The organism is Saccharothrix sp. (assembly GCF_031180885.1).
Taxonomy (GTDB): domain Bacteria; phylum Actinomycetota; class Actinomycetes; order Mycobacteriales; family Pseudonocardiaceae; genus Actinosynnema.
Genome location: NZ_JAPSLK010000004.1, coordinates 191,925 through 206,864 on the forward strand (window position 1 = coordinate 191,925; position 14,940 = coordinate 206,864).

Consider the following 14,940-nt stretch of genomic DNA (forward strand, 5'->3'; position numbering starts at 1 on the left):
TCTCTACCCCCGGTAGTCGGTGTTGCGGCCCAGCGGCGCCTCGATCGCCGCGCGCCAGTCGAACGCGAAGCGCTCGGCGAGGTAGGCCCACGCCGCCGCGCCCTGGTTGCCGCCGTGCTTGGGGTGCGCGAACGCGCCGGTCATGGCGTGGCGGCGGAGCAGGACCAGGAAGTGGCGCGGCTCGCCGTACCGGCCGGTGTCCCAGCCCGGGACGTTGTTAGCGGCCAGTTCGTCGTAGAGGTCCATGAAGGCCTGCCTGCCCAGCTCGGCGGGCTCCCGGCCGGGGAAGCGGGCGCGCAGGACGCCGTCGATCAGCAGCAGGCACGTCTTGTAGTCGTCGAGGTTGTGCCGCTCCTCGCGGGCCACCAGCTTGTCGATGAAGTTGACCACGCCGACCGACTCGTCCATGAGGAACGCCAGCGGGAACCGCCGGTCCCGCTCGGCGCGGCTCAGGCCGTGGTAGAAGTCGGCGAGGAACCGCCGATTCTCGGCGAGCTGGAACGGCAGCACCTGCGTCACCAGCCGCTCCAGCAGCCGCAGCTCCCAGCGGTCGAAGCTGATCGGCACGGCGCACCCGTGGGTGAAGAACCGCGACCACTCCTGCCCGTTGTCCGACCGGAGCCGTTGGGGGTTCACCGGGTCGAGGACGGACCGGCCGTCCACGGTGAACCGGTAGCGGTGGACCTGGCCCTTGCCGACCCGCACGGTGAGCGCCCACAGGCCGGTCGGCTCGTCCAGGAACCGGACCCGGCGCAGCGGGACCGGGGTGTGCAGGTCGCCGAACGTGCCCACCACGCCCACCTCGCCCGCCTGGTCGTCGCGGTGCACGAAGGTGACGTCGTTGAAGCGGTAGGACGTCTCCGCCGAGGTGCCGTCCCAGTGGGTGTCGACCACCGGCAGGTGGAACGGCTCGGACACCTCGCCGGTGTCGCGGGCGAGGAAGCGGGTGGTGTGGTTGAGCACGTACTGGTCGTCTCGGGCTACCTGCACGACGGGCATGGCCTTCACCCACCTGGACGGGCAGGGCGGCGGCGCCCGGCCCGGTCGTGATCGGACGGTGCGGTACACCGGGGAAGTCGCGGCCCGCCGGCACCTGGTTAGCCACCCGCCGCCGGATTCAACGCTCCGGGTGAAATCCGCCGTTCGGCGTAACGAAACTCTTTCACGTCGGAGCGGCGCGGGCGAACGCCTTCCGAGCGGTGCTCGCGTTCACCGGACTCCGCGACACCTTCCACACCGTCTGGGTGAGGCGCCTCCGACGGCGATCGGCCCAGGTCGGGACCGGTCCCTCCGCGTGGCCGGCACCGTGGCCCGGACACACGTCCGACCAGGAGGTCCACTTGAGACGAATGCAGTGCGCGGCCCTGGTGGTGGTCCTCACCGCCGGGATTGCCAGCGGGTTCCACGCGGTGGCGGCCGCGGCGGGTTCCCCGTTGACGGTCGCGGAAGTCACGGCGCTCTCCGACGACGGCAACGTGCCAGCCAACACCCTCGACAACGACCCGACGACGCGCTGGTCCGCCGAGGGTGACGGGGTGTGGATCCGGTACGACCTCGGTTCGGCGCAGACCGTGGGCTCGGTGTCGATCGCGTGGCACAAGGGGGACACCCGGCGGGCCACCTTCGACGTCGAGCTGTCCGACGACCGCACCACCTGGACCACCGTGCTGGCGCGCAAGTCCAGCAGCGGCACCACGCTCCAACCGGAGGTCTACGACTTCCCCGACCGCTCCGCCCGGTACGTCCGCGTCGTCGGCCACGGCAACACGTCCAACGACTGGACCAGCATCACCGAGACCAAGATCCTCGGGGCCGACGGCGGCGGTGGCACCTGCTCCTACCCGGCCGACGTGCTGGACCTGTCGAACTGGTACATCGGCCTGCCGATCGGCGCGGAGGAGAGCCCCACCAACGTCTACCAGCCGGCGCTGGACACCTACAAGATCGACCCGTGGTTCACCACGACCCCGGCGTGCGACGCGGTCCAGTTCCGCTCCGCCGTCAACGGGGTCACCACGAGCGGTTCCAGCTACCCGCGCTCGGAGTTGCGTGAGATGAACGGCTCCGCCAAGGCGAGCTGGTCGTCCACCTCGGGGACGCACACGATGGTGGTCGACCAGGCCATCACCGCGCTGCCCGCGGACAAGCCGCACGTCGTGGCAGGCCAGATCCACGACTCGTCCGACGACGTGTCGGTGTTCCGGCTCGAAGGCGGCAACCTCTACATCACCAACGGCGACACCAGCCGCCACAAGCTCGTGACGAGCAACTACGTGCTGGGCACCAGGTTCCAGGCCAAGTTCGTGGTGAGTGGTGGCCAGATCAAGGCCTACTACAACGGTGTGCTGCAGACGACGATCTCGAAGAGCTTCACCGGCGGCTACTTCAAGGCGGGCGCGTACACGCAGGCCAACTGCACCAACTCCTCGCCGTGCAGCGACAGCAACTACGGCGAGGTGAAGATCTACGGGCTGACGGTCAGCCACGGCCAGGCGGACTCCGACCAGACGCAGGCCGCCGTCCGGTACGGCTGGGGCACGCCGCAGCCGATCTCCGACGAGTTCGACTACACCGGTCCGGTCGACCCCGCGAAGTGGGCGGTGCCGTCCGGTGACGTCGGCGGCACGGCGGGGTGCTGGGCGGGCCACGCCGGCAACGGCCGCCGGTGCGCGAAGAACAGCACCGTCGCCAACGGCATCATGACCATGACCGGCGAGGCCAACGGCGACACCGGGTGGCTCCGGCAGAAGCTCGACACCCAGTACGGCCGCTGGGAGATCAGGTCGCGCTCCCGCAACACGGGCGCGAGCGGCGGGCCCTACCACCCGCTGCACCTGATCTGGCCCACCGCGGGCAACCGGCTGGAGAACGGCGAGTACGACTGGGTCGAGTACTCCGACCCCGACGCCCAGTGCCTGACCGCGTTCCTGCACTACCCGAAGAGCCCGACGGACAAGAAGGAACGCCGGGACCTCTGCCCGGTGGACATGACGCAGTGGCACAACTTCGCCTTCGAGTGGACGGCGCAGGGGCTGGTCGGCTACGTCGACGGTGTCGAGTGGTTCCGCCTGTCCGGCGGCGCGAACGCCGACCGCGGCGACATCCAGGCCATGCCGTCCGGACACCTCAACATCCAGCTCGACAACTTCACCGGCGCGGGTGGCCTGCGCCCGGCCGTGTTCGAGGTCGACTGGGTCCGGTTCTACCGATAACCGCACTTTCCGCGAGAAGCGCGCTCCACGCCGCCGGCGCGCTTCTCGCGGCAGGCGCGCTTCTAGTGGCAAAGCCGCAAAGCCAATGTCAGCAGTAATCCACGACCACCACAGTCCGGCGACGAAGTACGTGTCATAGGCGGTCGCGCCAGGGTGACAGGTCGAGGTTCGGGTACCGCAGTGCCATGCCGGCCAGTGTGTCCGCTGTCCAGAACCGGTGTCCGGGTGGTGGGAACCCGAACAGCGCGAGTTGGGCGGGTGTGGCGCGTTCGACGAATCGGTACCAGGCGGGTTCGTGGCTGCGGTCGGCCCACGCCTGGCGCTGCGCCCACTCGGCCTCCGCGCGCCGGTAGTTGAGGTGCATCGTGTAGCGCGCCCCGCCGGGGCGGGTCATGCCGGTGCCGCGGTGGAACGTGCTCGTCTCGAAAGCCACGACCGTGCCCGCGGGTCCCGCGGCGGAAACCTCGCGTTCGTACAACTCCGCATGACCGGACGCGCCGAACCCGCCGTCCTCCGGCGCCGTGCCGGTCGCAGCCCGGCGGGACAACCAGTTCGGCTTCGCCGCGATGTGTGCGGTGTGCTCCTTGGGGACCAGGTGCGGAGGGCCGAGGTCTTCGGGCACGTCGACCAGGTAGACGAACATCTCCAACTGTTGGAAGTCGGCCGCCTCGCTGGGCACGAGGACGGTGTGGTTGAGGTAGTCGCGGTGCAGGTCTTGGTCGTAGTCGGCGGCGCCGGTGTACTTCGCCCAGGCCTCGGCCGAGTAGATCCGGAGGTCGTCGTCGCCCAGCAGCGTCCGGGCCAGGCGGATCAGCAGGTCGTGCACGGCCAGCAGGGAGATTTCGGGGCTGGCGAAGGGAAAGCTGTCGATCCCGGCGAACTCGTCGCCGAGGTACCGCTGCCGGCGGGGGTCGCTGCCGTCGTGGAATCCCGAAGGTGACGGGAACATCGTGCCCAGTTCGGCGACCGCGGGGCGCAGCACCTCGCCGGGCAGGTAGCCGGGCAGGACGACGAACCCGTTCGTCTGCCAGTCACGCGCGGCGTCCGCGAGGTCCATCCCGGCAGTATCGGCCACGTGACGGCGCAGCCGCCAACGATTTCCCATCCGCACGTCGGCATGAGCGTATTGGCTCCGTGGTGTTCGGCTGCGGTTCGTGCTTCGGGCGCTGAACCAGTTCAGCTCTATCGGCAAGGATCGGCACTCCGGCACGCTTGGGCGGCCTCGCGCGAGGACGCCGGTGCCAGTAGCCGTTGGGCGGGGTCATGGTTGACCGGGGCACCGTCGGCGCGACGCTTGGGTCAACCGACCTGACCGCCGCAGCACGATCGGATGACCGCCGGCGTCAGGTCGACCGGCGCACTCTGGAGGAACTTGCGTACGGCGGCTGGCGGACCAGTTTCCGGAAAGTTTCGGCAGGTCGTCGACCGGGTAGCTTTTTCGTCCGCTTTGATTTTCTCGATCAGGTCGGGGTCGTGTTGGAGGTGGTCTGCGAGCAGGGGCCACCGGATGCGGATCGCGGTCCACATCGCCAGGGCGTCCAATGGCACTGTGGCACCCTCCAGTGTGCGCAGGATTCGCAGTACGCTGTAGGCGTTGACGAAGCGCTTCATGCTGCGGGGGTTGGCCAGGAGCATTGGTGCGAACCTTTGGGGGGCGTGCTCGGTGGCGGTGGTGATTTCCGGTGCGGACATCCGGGCGATGGCGTCCGTGACGACGGCTTGCCGGGCGACCGGATCCGCGTCGTTCAACGCCTCTAGGACGTCCAGCTCACTGTGTCCGCTCATGACCCGCGCGCGCAGTTCTTGGATCTCGTCGGTGGTCTTCGGCGACGAACAACTCGCCGCGCTCGAGCGCCGGCCCACCCCATTCCTCGAAGAACAGGTCAACGACCTCGCCGAACGTCGAGCCGTCCACTCACCTGGCACTGCCTACGCCGCCTTCGCCGAAGCGGCCAACGTTCTCCCGCCGGACAAGTCACCCTCAACCAGGCCCTAGCGGTCAAACGCGAAATCAGAGTCGCCTGCCACCTGATTCGCCGGCTCAGGGCCGATGGCAGCAGCCTGGCCAACTGCGACCAAGGCGATGTCGACCAATGGTTGGCAACGGGCAGCACCTACCGCTACGAAGCACGCACCTTCATCCTCTGGGCCATCCGCTGCGGCCACGCCAGCGACATCACCATCCCCTCACGCCCCCAGCAAAACCTGCGTTCGGACTTCATCGACGCCGACGAACGCTGGGACCTGGCCCGCAGACCTCCTCCACGACACCACGCTGAACACCGTCGACCGCGTCGCCGGCCTCCTGCTGCTGCTCCACGCCCAGTCCCTCAGCCGCATCGCCCGCCTCACCCTCGACCGCGTCACCCAACGGGTCACCGACAGGACCGTCGAGCTCCACCTGGGCCGTACGCCACTGGAACTGCCCACTCCTTTGGACCAACTGGTGCTCGACCTGGTCGATCGACGGCACGGCAGCGCCGTTGTCGGCCGCACCCACGACCTCACCTGGCTCCTGCCCGGAGGGGCACCCGGCCACCCCATCAGCGCAAGACAACTCATGCGCCGCTTGCAGAAACTCGGCATCCGCGCCCGCCACGTCCGCAACACCACACTCATGGACCTCGCCGCTCAACTACCCGCATCCGTGCTCGCCGACCTTCTAGGCCTGCGACCACCGCCACACGCTGGACCCAACTCGCAGGCAACACCCCGCCCACCTACGCCGCCGAGATCGTTCGTCGGAAGACTTGACCACCTCGAACCATCGTCAAGAATCAAGGGCTGTCGTCAGGGGCACCCAGTAGGGCCACCTGCTTGGCCGAATGAGGATTGGGAGCGGTCTCACTAACGTCGAGGTCATGCTGCTGGAGAACGTAACGCGGGGGCCGTGGCACCTGCGAGTCGACGGCGGCTACCTCGCCGCGCCGAGGTTGGCCGATGACCGATCCTGGCCGCTGACCACCGTGGACGCCCGGCCAGGGGTGCTGTTCGACTTCAGCGTGGAGTCGTCCCGTGGCTCGGAGGTCGACGCCTACCTGACCGACACCGCCACGCAGCGGCCCTTGCTGGTGGACTCCGATGCGCTGGCGCTCGCCCCGCCCGGCAAGACCGGCACCCTGTTCACGCTCTTCCAGCGTCGGGCCACGGCGCTGTCCATCAAGGGCGGCCATCCCGACGCGCGGTGGACGGTGGTCCACGACGAGGTGAACAAGAAACTCGTCGTGAGTCGGACGAGCGGTGTGCGGCCCGCGCTGCTGACTCTCGTCGGTGGGGTGCTGAACCGGACGCAATTCCCCGTGCCGCCGTTCTGGCGGCGCCGACTGGGCGGCGCGGCGTTCGGGGCGCCGGCGATGTTCGGCGGCTACCGGATCAGCAGCGGTCGGGACCCGTTCCTGACCTGCCTGGACGGGCTGACCGGGCATGTGGTGTGGACCTTTGACGGCGATCCGGCGACGAGTCCGGTCGCGGTGAGCTGGGTGACCCGCACCGCCGTCGCCGCGGCCGGCAAGAAGGTGCACGCGGTGTCGCTGGACTCGGCGAAGGCCATGTGGACGTTCGAGGCGGCGACCACGATCACGGCCCGGCCCCGAGCCTTCGCCGACGACGTCTACGTCACGACCACCGGCGGCGTGCTACACGCCCTGGCGGCGCGCGACGGCACGCAGCGCTGGAAGTTCGAGGCCACCGGACTGCATGGCAGTCCGGCGATCAGCGGCCGCACGGTCGTCGTGGGGTCCACCGCCGGATCGGTGTACGGCGTGGACGACCGCACCGGGACGCAGCGGTGGGTTCATGACGCGGGCTCGTCGATCAGCGAGATCCTGACCGACGAGTCGGGCATCTACTTCGGAACCACGAGCGGAAAGGTGTTCGCGCTCCATCCCGAATCGGGGCAGCACCGGTGGACCGCAGCACAGTCGGAGAACGCGACGATCACCGCGCGGCCCGTGCGGCACAACGGGATGGTCATCGCGGCCGCGGTGGGCAGCATGGTAGAGGCGTTCGACGAGCGGACCGGCGACCGGCTCTGGACGGCGCCGACCCGGTCCACGCGGCCGGTTGGTCTCGCGGTCGCCGACGACATCCTTTACCAGACCGACGATGATGTGCTCTGGGCTTCGGAAGTCACCCGGACCGGGATGTCGAGTGTCCAGGACGGCCGCCGAGTCGGCACACCGGTGAGCGTACCCACCGTGTTCTCCGGTTCGGTGCACGTCAACACGTACATGGGCTCCGGGTTCGCCTTCCCCGGCAAGTCGACCACCGCGCTGATGTCCCCGTTGGACATGGTGGTCGCGCTCGTCGCCGCCACAGCGGCCGAGCACGTCGAGAAGGACCGGCGACCACCGCTGCCGCCCGACTGGAAGGTGTTGGGCTACTGGAGCGGTGGCACCACGTTCTCCTCTGTCGTCGTCGTCCGGCTGCGGCTGCCGTCCGACGACCGCGAGGTCGGACTGGTCGCGTTCGGCACTCGGCCCGGCGCCGCGCCCGTCACGTACGACCCGGCCACGGCGAAGCTCGTCGAGCTGCCCGACACCATCCTCGGTCCGGGGCACGTCAACCGGTCCAAGGTCACCGACCACGTCCTGGCGGACTACCAGAGCAACCGGATGACGCTGCTCACGATGGTGCCCCGCGACAACACCGAACTGCTGATCACCGGGTACGGCCACGGCGGTGCGCTGGCCGCGCTCGCGGCGCTGGACTTCCGGCTCGACAAGCGGCCCGACACGGATGGGATTCGCGACGTCACGTGCGTGACCTTCGGCGCGCCGCCCACCGGGGACGCGGTGTTCGCGTCGGTGCACCGGCGCGTGGTGCTCACGTCGTACCGGGTCGTGCTGCCCGGTGACCCGGTGGTGAGCGGCTTCGGGAAGGGGTGGGCGCACGCGGGGGACCAGGTCACCGTGGGCCAACACCTGCCCACGAGTGCGGTGACCGATCCGCTCGAGCAGTACCGCTACGCCCTCACGGGGGTGGTGTGATGGCGATCGACTGGACCAAGGCCGTGGAGATGGCCCTGTACGCGAGCGAGGCGTACAAGTCGTACTACGAAGACGCTTTGTTCGTCACGGGATACCAACGGCTCGACGGCGCGTTCCGGCAGGCCGCCGACCGGGAGACATGGCTGAAGGGCAACGCGTACAAGGCCATCGAGAATCCCGCCGGGACGTCCCTGGACACCCGTTTCATGGGCATCGTCACCACGGCCGCGGACGGCTCGCTGGTGGTCGCGTTCCGGGGCTCGGCAACGCGCGGCGACTGGGCCACCAACATGAGCGGCTTGTGGCCGTTCTGGACCGACAAGGACTGGGTCGACGCCTCGGTCGCGTTCGCGGCCTGGCAGCCGATGCTCGGCAACCCGAACACGTTGTTGGTGCACAACGGGTTCCTGGCGAGGTACCTGCTGTTCCGGGACTCCGTGCGGCGCCACGTGGAGGCCGCGTTCGGGCCAGGGCCCAAGCCACCGAACCTGTACGTGACGGGGCATAGCCTCGGGGGCGCGCTGGCCACGATCTGCGCCCTGGACCTCGCGGCGTCGCCGGGTGTCCTGCTGCCGAGACCGATCCTCCACACCTTCGGCGCGCCCAGGGTGGGCGACCACGCGTTCGCGGGGGCGGTCCAGGACCGGGTGACCGGCTACCGGATCTGGAACCGGCAGGACGTGGTGACCCGCCTGCCGGCTCGTGGCTACCTGCCGGCACCGGATGCCACCAGGTGGGCGAGCTACGAGCACGCGGGGACCGAAGGGGTGCTGGGGTCCGATGGCGTCGAAGCCGGGGCGCACTACCTGGACACCTACTACGCGGAGTGCGTCCTACGCGGCCCGGAGTACCAAGTGCGGGCGGGCGTGCGGCTGGCACCGGACGACCGGATCACCAGCCTCACAGTGCGGATCAAGACGGCGAACTCGTGGGGCGCGGGGACGAACAACGACGTCTTCATCGACCTGCTCGGCACGCGGTGGGGGCCGCTGGACCGGTGGGGCAACGACTTCGAGGCCGGAGCGACGGGCGAATACGACCTGTTCGCCATGTTCCCGGACAAGGTCGCGGGGAACTCGTGGACCGGCCGCGACCTCAAGGACGTCGGTCTCTTCCTGGGCAGTGGCCCCGGTGACCACTACAACGTCTTTACCCATGCCTGGACGCCGAGTTGGATCGAGATCGAGGTGAACGGCAGGAGCCTGCCCAAGGCGTTCGTGAACGGATCTCTGAGCATCGGAAACAGGTACGCGTTCGCATCGCTCGCCGGCGACGCACCCTGAGCGGAGCACGAGCAAATTTCGTGTAAGAGCTGTGGTGAAACGACGTGTGGGCAATTCGATCGAGGCGATCATGGGCCACGCGAGCGCGTTGGCGGGGAGTACGGCGTCAGTCACCGCCTGGGCGCCCCCCAGTACCACGAGGTGGGGCAGTGGGCGGACGGCCTGGCGGGCCCGGCGGGCGGGTGCCGACTCGAATGATGCTCCTGGTCCGCTTGCGCGCGGACGTGCCACCGTACGACCAGGCAGAAGATCAGCGCCGACAGCCAGTACGCGCCCCAGGTGAAGGGCTTGTGCGTCCGGTCGGTGGCCCGCGCGGTGACGGTGGTGCGTGTGTCCGGGCGCAGTTCGGCGGACACGACCCGGTAGTCCGGTGGCGCCGTCGCGGGAGGCGGCTGGAACGGATCGCGGGCACTGTAGCTCCGACCCATCCAGCTTGGCCGACTGCCCACGGTTGCGGTGCGGACAGCCACCCGTCCGGGGCGAGCAGCGAGACCTCCCAGGCGGCGAACCGCAAGCCGAGGCGTCAACAGCCAGCCGCCACGGTCGACCGGTCGTGTCGATCTTCTCGATGCTGGTGAAGTCGGCCCAGGCGGTGGATTGGTGCTCGATGTCTGTGGTTGCCCGGTGGGCGACGTCTGTGGTCGATCGGTGGGTGACGACCACGACCCCGTCGCGCAGGACGACACCGGACGGCGAGTCCCGCACCTCGAACGGCGACCGTTCACGTCCCAGCAGGCACGCGAACGCGGTGCGGCCGTGCGCGCCCGCGGAGCCGGCGAGCAGGCTCTCCGCCCCCGGTACCGCGCGCGGCATCGTGATCCGCACGTCGCTGGTGATCCGCGGGTAGTCCAACCCGGCCACCGCCACCTGTACCCGCAGGTCCACCTCGGCCGCCCGGAACTTGCGGGGATCGCACGTCGAAGGCAATCCCTTGTCCGGACTGTGCGGTGCCGTGAACCATCCCGCGCCCACCACTGCGACCGCCGCCATGGTCAGGACGTACAGAACGGTAGGTACCCAGCGGCGCAGCCACCTCAAGGAGCGTCGCCATCGTGACAGGCAGAGGGCGACCAACACGCGCTGACGGTCCGGGACGCCGTAGATGGTGACATGACTACGGCCTGCGCCGTGTAAGGGCGACGCAGTGGAGCCAGTCTAAGCGTGGGTGGTCGTGGTGGTCAGCGAAGGACCCGTGGTGCGGTGGTGTGTTGCTTCGGGTTCCCGGCTGGCCGCTGTCACTCGTTCGTGGGATAGCGGCTTGCTCGGGCATGGGCGGTGCTGAAGATGGGGGAGTTGACGAGCAAACGGAGTGCTGGTCGTGTGAAGACTCGGGCGTGTCGTCCTGGCAGCAGGCCGTCCCGACCACCGACGGCGGGTTCGAGTTCGTCGATGTGACCTACCCATGCCTTTGTGTGCGTTCGCGTTGGTGGCGATTGCCCGCTGCCGAGCAGGGCACAGTGGTGGGTGTGGCGGCTGATGAGCAGCCGGTGGGAAACGTCGCCCAGGCGAATCTCATACACCGCACCGACTGGTCGCAGCCCTGGCGCACTGCCAGCTGATTCGTTCGCGTCGCGCAGCTGCCCGGGAGGTCCGCAGCCCGGCAGGTTGATGGCGGCAGCGGCCCGCGGAGGGCACACCCGACCTCGTCGTGCTCGACCTCGGCCTGCCCGACATGGACGGCCTCGACGTCATCGCCGGCGTCCGCGGCTGGACCACCATCCGATCATCGTCCTGTCCGCCCGCTTCGGCACGGCCGTCAAGGTCCACGCCCTCGACGCTGGTGCCGACGACTACATCACCAAGCCGTTCGCCATGGACGAGTTCCTCACGAGGCTGCGCTGTGCCTGCCGAAAACGTCGTCCGTGCAGGTCAGGTGGCGTGGTGGTACTCGTTGAGGATGCCGCCAACCGCTGTCGTTTGCGGATGTCGAGGCCGGTGAGCGCTGCTTGATTCGTGATGGGTTGCGGCAGAGCGTGTAGTGGTCGGGCGTTGGTGATGCCTTGGTGGGGTTGGTGGGTGTCGTAAAAGTGCTCGTACTCGCGTAGGGCGTGGAGTAGGTGCTTCTGGTTCCAGATTCAGGCATTCCCGCTCGGGTCGCCAGGCCGTCACGACCGTCCCGTCGGTAGGCACACGCCACCAGGTGACCACCGAACGTTCGGAGACCCCGAACACCTCCGCGGCCTTCCGATAGCCCTCGACCGTCCCAGACTTCAACGCCGCCACCACCCGCAACCGCAGCACCTCCCGCTCGGCAGGCGACAACCGGTGCGCACCCTCGACCTCGATCATGAGCGATGAACAGCAGGACGACGATCACTTTCGACTCGATACCTGACACGGAGGAGATCCTTCCCCCAGAGCGCTGTCTGGGATCAAGGCGTCCGGTTCAGAAGGACAACCTCGAACCCAGGACGGTTCATGGTCCTGTCACCTCGGTGTCCACCACTCGGAGTGAACGTCCAAAACTCAGGCTACGCCAGGTAAGCGACGTCGCTCACAAGGTTGATCTGTCGAGTGACGACGCGAGATAGCCCTGTCGGCCGAGACCAGCTGTGCGCAACGCTGCTCCGGGATGTCGCCAACAGGCCCTGGCCACGGCGCATGTTCGTTCCGAAACTCGACAACAAGCATCCCCCGCTGGATAGGAGATCCACATGCCCGAGACCACGATTCGGACCCCGGCTGCCGACGTCAAGCACCTGCGTGAGCAGGTGCAGGAGCTCATGCCGCACCTGCGCGATGTGCTCAAGATGCTCGTCGGTATCCCGTCGATCGCGACGGTGCCCCCATCATCCGACATGGACGCGTGCAGCAACGCCATCGTCTCCCAGTTCCAGCGCGCCGGACTCAACTCGGCGCGCGCCGATCGGATCCGCTACAACGGCCAGGAGACCGCACCGATCGTCTTTGTCGACGAGCCCGGCCCACCTGAGGCGCCAAGCGTGCTGTTCTTCTCGCACTACGACGTGGCCCCGGTCAAGGGTCAGCAATGGTCAAGTGATCCGTTCAAACCGACCGAGAAGAACATCAGCAACGACGTTCGGCTCGTCGGCCGCGGCGCGTGCGACGACAAGGCCAGCATCTGTGCTCACCTCGGCATGGCTCAGCTGTTCGAAGGCAAGCCGCCAGTGCACCTGAAGATGGTCATCGAAGGTGAGGAGAAGCTGGGCCGCAGGGTGCTTTCGGACTACCTAAGCGACCCCACGACCCAAGACAACCGATTCTCCGCCGACGTCATCGTCGTGGCCAACAGCGGAAAACCGAACAGCAGTTCGCCGGCCATCACTTCGACGGTCCGTGGATTCGCCGTGTACGACCTGGAAGTCGCCACCCTCGAGCGACCGATCCACAGTGGCGCGTTCGGCGGACCGGTGCCGGATGCATTCATGGCGCTGGCGCAGTTGCTCGCGACGCTGCACGATCGCAACGGTGACGTGGCTGTGCCCGGTCTTACCCAGGACCAGCACGACTGGAACGCTGTCGATGAGAGCCGCATGCGCGCCGATGCCGGCCTACTGCCCGGCGTGTCGCTGATCGGCACTGGCCCGCTGGAGCAGCGCCTCTACGGCAAGCCGTCGATCAACGTGGTCGGCCTGGACACCGCCGGAGTGCAGCCAATAGACCATGCCGCACATGTGCTTTGTGCCCGCGCAAAAGCCCGCATCAGCGTGCGGCTGGCCCCCGGCCAAGACGTTCGCGCAGTGCAGTCGGCGCTGGAGCAGCACCTGAAAGGCGCGCGTCCGTGGGGCATCGACTTCACTCTGACGCCTGTGACCAACAGTTACGGTTTCAACGCCGCACCAGGGGGGCAGTACCGTCTGCTGGCCGGGATGGCCATGGCCGAGGCACACGGCGCCGAGAGCGCTGAGGATATCGGGCAGGGTGGTGCAGGCTGGGCACCGCACGTTCTCCAGCAGCTCAACCCTGGCTCTGATGTCGTGCTGTGGGGTGTGCAGGACTCGCTGTCGAACAACCACAGCACCGATGAAAGCATCAGCTACACCGAGCTGGAACGGCTGACACTGGCCGAGGCACTGTTGGTGCGCAAGGTCTCTGAAGCTGCGGCGGCCCCCGTCCCCCAGGCCAGGAAGAGCTGACCACCACAGACTCACGTTACGGAGAGGAGTCCTTCAGCCATGCGGCCTAGGGTGGTCCTTGTCGGCCAACTGTCCTACTTTCCTCCGGTGTTCGACAGTGCATGCCGGGCTGGCATCGACCTGATCCTCGTGCCCAGATCCGACGATCCGATCACGCCGGCCCGGTTGCCCGCCCCGGTCGTGGAGTTGCTCCCGTTGCCAATCGCCACCGACCCGGATGCGGCGTTGGACCTCCTGGCCCAGCGCCACAACCGGGAGCCGTTCGACGGCGTCATGGCCGGCAACGAGAAGGTCGTGCAGTTCGTGGCTCGTGCGGCCGCTAGGCTCGGTCTGGTAGGACTCACTGATGAGGCCGCAGCCGTCGTGCGAGACAAGGCGCTCATGCGGGCACGGCTGCTGGCTGCCGGTCTGACCATTCCGGACTTCGTCGTGCTGGCCGGGCCGGACCGCTGGCGGGATGCGTTGCGGCTCCGGTTCCCGCTGGTCGTAAAGCCGACCAACGGGTACTCCAGCCTCGGTGTGGTCAGGATCGACCGTCCTGACCAGCTCGCCGCCGCGGTTGCCAGGGTGCACGCGCTGGCAACGGCGCGTCTCGCCGAAGGACGTCCGGTAGAGGTGCTCGTCGAGGAGTACCTGGACGGCGTTGAGTTGACCGCCGAATCCATAGCCCACCAAGGAACTGTGCGAGTCTGCGGGGTCAGCTACAAAAGCGATATGCCCGGCCCGTACTTCGAGGAGACGATGATGCGCGCGCCGACCCGGCTGCCAGCGGACGTGGTCACCGCCGTCGAGCACGAGGTGGTGGCCGCACACGTGGCGTTCGGGGTCACCGACGGCACAACGCACACAGAACTGCGCCTGCTAGCCGACGGGACGCCGGTCCTGCTTGAGATGGCGGCCCGTCTCGGCGGTGCTGGCGTCATGCATCACGTCATCCACGCCGCGACAGGAATCGACGTCGCCGCGGAGGCACTGCGGGTCCACATGGGGCATTCACCTGAGTACTGGACGAAGCCGCCTGCACGACGCGGGCACGGCGCGGCGTTCAGCGTTCCGGTCGGTCCCGGCGGGCGGGTCGCGCGAGTCCGCGGGCTCGACGGGCTGCGCGACGACCCCAGGGTGGACTACGTTATCGGGAACATGGTCCATCCAGGAGACGTCCTGGAGCCCTACCCGAACTGGTCTGCCTACCCCGGTATCGTGCTGTCCCACCACGACAGCGACGCCGACGCGACCGCCTTCCACCACTACCTCGCCCGCAACGTCCGCGTCGAGTATGAGCCTGCCTAGAGTCGGCCGGAGCGAACCAGACGGCACCGACTGCCTCCAGTGGGCAGAGCGGCCGTGCCTGACGGTGTTC

At 68.2% G+C, this 14,940-nt stretch carries 9 protein-coding genes and 2 pseudogenes; 6 read left to right on the top strand and 5 right to left on the bottom strand.

Annotated features, from left to right (window positions below):
* Positions 1-3: 3 nt before the first annotated feature.
* Positions 4-999, bottom strand: coding sequence for a gluconate 2-dehydrogenase subunit 3 family protein (locus RIN75_RS09140; protein WP_309111381.1), 996 nt, complete (start codon positions 997-999; stop codon positions 4-6).
* Positions 1,000-1,349: 350 nt separating this feature from the next.
* Here RIN75_RS09140 and RIN75_RS09145 point away from each other — a divergent pair, with 350 nt between their 5' ends.
* A complete protein-coding gene (locus RIN75_RS09145) occupies positions 1,350-3,212 on the top strand; it encodes a polysaccharide lyase family 7 protein (RefSeq protein WP_309111467.1) in 1,863 nt (620 codons plus the stop codon).
* 133 nt (positions 3,213-3,345) lie between these two features.
* Here the strand turns inward: RIN75_RS09145 and RIN75_RS09150 are convergent, their stop codons facing one another.
* The 3 genes from RIN75_RS09150 to RIN75_RS09160 all read right to left on the bottom strand — a co-directional run bounded on the left by RIN75_RS09150 (position 3,346) and on the right by RIN75_RS09160 (position 5,712).
* Positions 3,346-4,269, bottom strand: a complete 924-nt coding sequence (locus RIN75_RS09150) for a phytanoyl-CoA dioxygenase family protein (protein WP_309111382.1) — start codon at positions 4,267-4,269, stop codon at positions 3,346-3,348.
* 242 nt (positions 4,270-4,511) lie between these two features.
* The gene (locus RIN75_RS09155) at positions 4,512-5,075 is read right to left on the bottom strand and encodes a hypothetical protein (protein WP_309111383.1); all 564 of its coding nucleotides are present in this window, start codon (positions 5,073-5,075) and stop codon (positions 4,512-4,514) included.
* A gap of 355 nt (positions 5,076-5,430) precedes the next feature.
* Complete coding sequence (locus tag RIN75_RS09160; protein WP_309111384.1) at positions 5,431-5,712, bottom strand: hypothetical protein; 282 nt, start codon at positions 5,710-5,712, stop codon at positions 5,431-5,433.
* Between the two features lie 361 nt (positions 5,713-6,073).
* Between RIN75_RS09160 and RIN75_RS09165 the strand changes: the two genes are divergently transcribed.
* A complete protein-coding gene (locus tag RIN75_RS09165; RefSeq protein WP_309111385.1) occupies positions 6,074-8,200 on the top strand; it encodes a PQQ-binding-like beta-propeller repeat protein in 2,127 nt (708 codons plus the stop codon).
* Positions 8,200-9,483, top strand: a complete 1,284-nt coding sequence (locus RIN75_RS09170) for a PLAT/LH2 domain-containing protein (RefSeq protein ID WP_309111386.1) — start codon at positions 8,200-8,202, stop codon at positions 9,481-9,483. The genes RIN75_RS09165 and RIN75_RS09170 overlap by 1 nt, the downstream gene beginning before the upstream one ends.
* Before the next feature lie 651 nt (positions 9,484-10,134).
* Here RIN75_RS09170 and RIN75_RS44015 read toward each other — a convergent pair.
* A pseudogene (locus RIN75_RS44015) lies at positions 10,135-10,473 on the bottom strand (DUF6185 family protein); the annotation flags it as partial.
* Between the two features lie 634 nt (positions 10,474-11,107).
* On the opposite strand from RIN75_RS44015, the pseudogene RIN75_RS09180 reads away from it, so the two are divergent.
* The 3 genes and pseudogenes from RIN75_RS09180 to RIN75_RS09190 all read left to right on the top strand — a co-directional run.
* A pseudogene (locus tag RIN75_RS09180) lies at positions 11,108-11,358 on the top strand (response regulator); the annotation flags it as partial.
* A 779-nt stretch (positions 11,359-12,137) separates the two neighbouring features.
* Positions 12,138-13,580, top strand: a complete 1,443-nt coding sequence (locus RIN75_RS09185) for a M20/M25/M40 family metallo-hydrolase (protein ID WP_309111388.1) — start codon at positions 12,138-12,140, stop codon at positions 13,578-13,580.
* Between the two features lie 87 nt (positions 13,581-13,667).
* Complete coding sequence (locus RIN75_RS09190) at positions 13,668-14,870, top strand: ATP-grasp domain-containing protein (protein ID WP_309111389.1); 1,203 nt, start codon at positions 13,668-13,670, stop codon at positions 14,868-14,870.
* Positions 14,871-14,940 lie beyond the last annotated feature (70 nt).

Excerpts from the sequence above, each read along its gene's own strand:
- RIN75_RS09140 (WP_309111381.1), bottom strand. The coding sequence starts at position 999 with ATGCCCGTCGTGCAGGTAGCCCGAGACGACCAGTACGTGCTCAACCAC.
- RIN75_RS09185 (WP_309111388.1), top strand. The coding sequence starts at position 12,138 with ATGCCCGAGACCACGATTCGGACCCCGGCTGCCGACGTCAAGCACCTG.
- RIN75_RS09170 (WP_309111386.1), top strand. The coding sequence starts at position 8,200 with ATGGCGATCGACTGGACCAAGGCCGTGGAGATGGCCCTGTACGCGAGC.
- RIN75_RS09165 (WP_309111385.1), top strand. The coding sequence starts at position 6,074 with ATGCTGCTGGAGAACGTAACGCGGGGGCCGTGGCACCTGCGAGTCGAC.
- RIN75_RS09150 (WP_309111382.1), bottom strand. The coding sequence starts at position 4,269 with ATGGACCTCGCGGACGCCGCGCGTGACTGGCAGACGAACGGGTTCGTC.
- RIN75_RS09145 (WP_309111467.1), top strand. The coding sequence starts at position 1,350 with ATGCAGTGCGCGGCCCTGGTGGTGGTCCTCACCGCCGGGATTGCCAGC.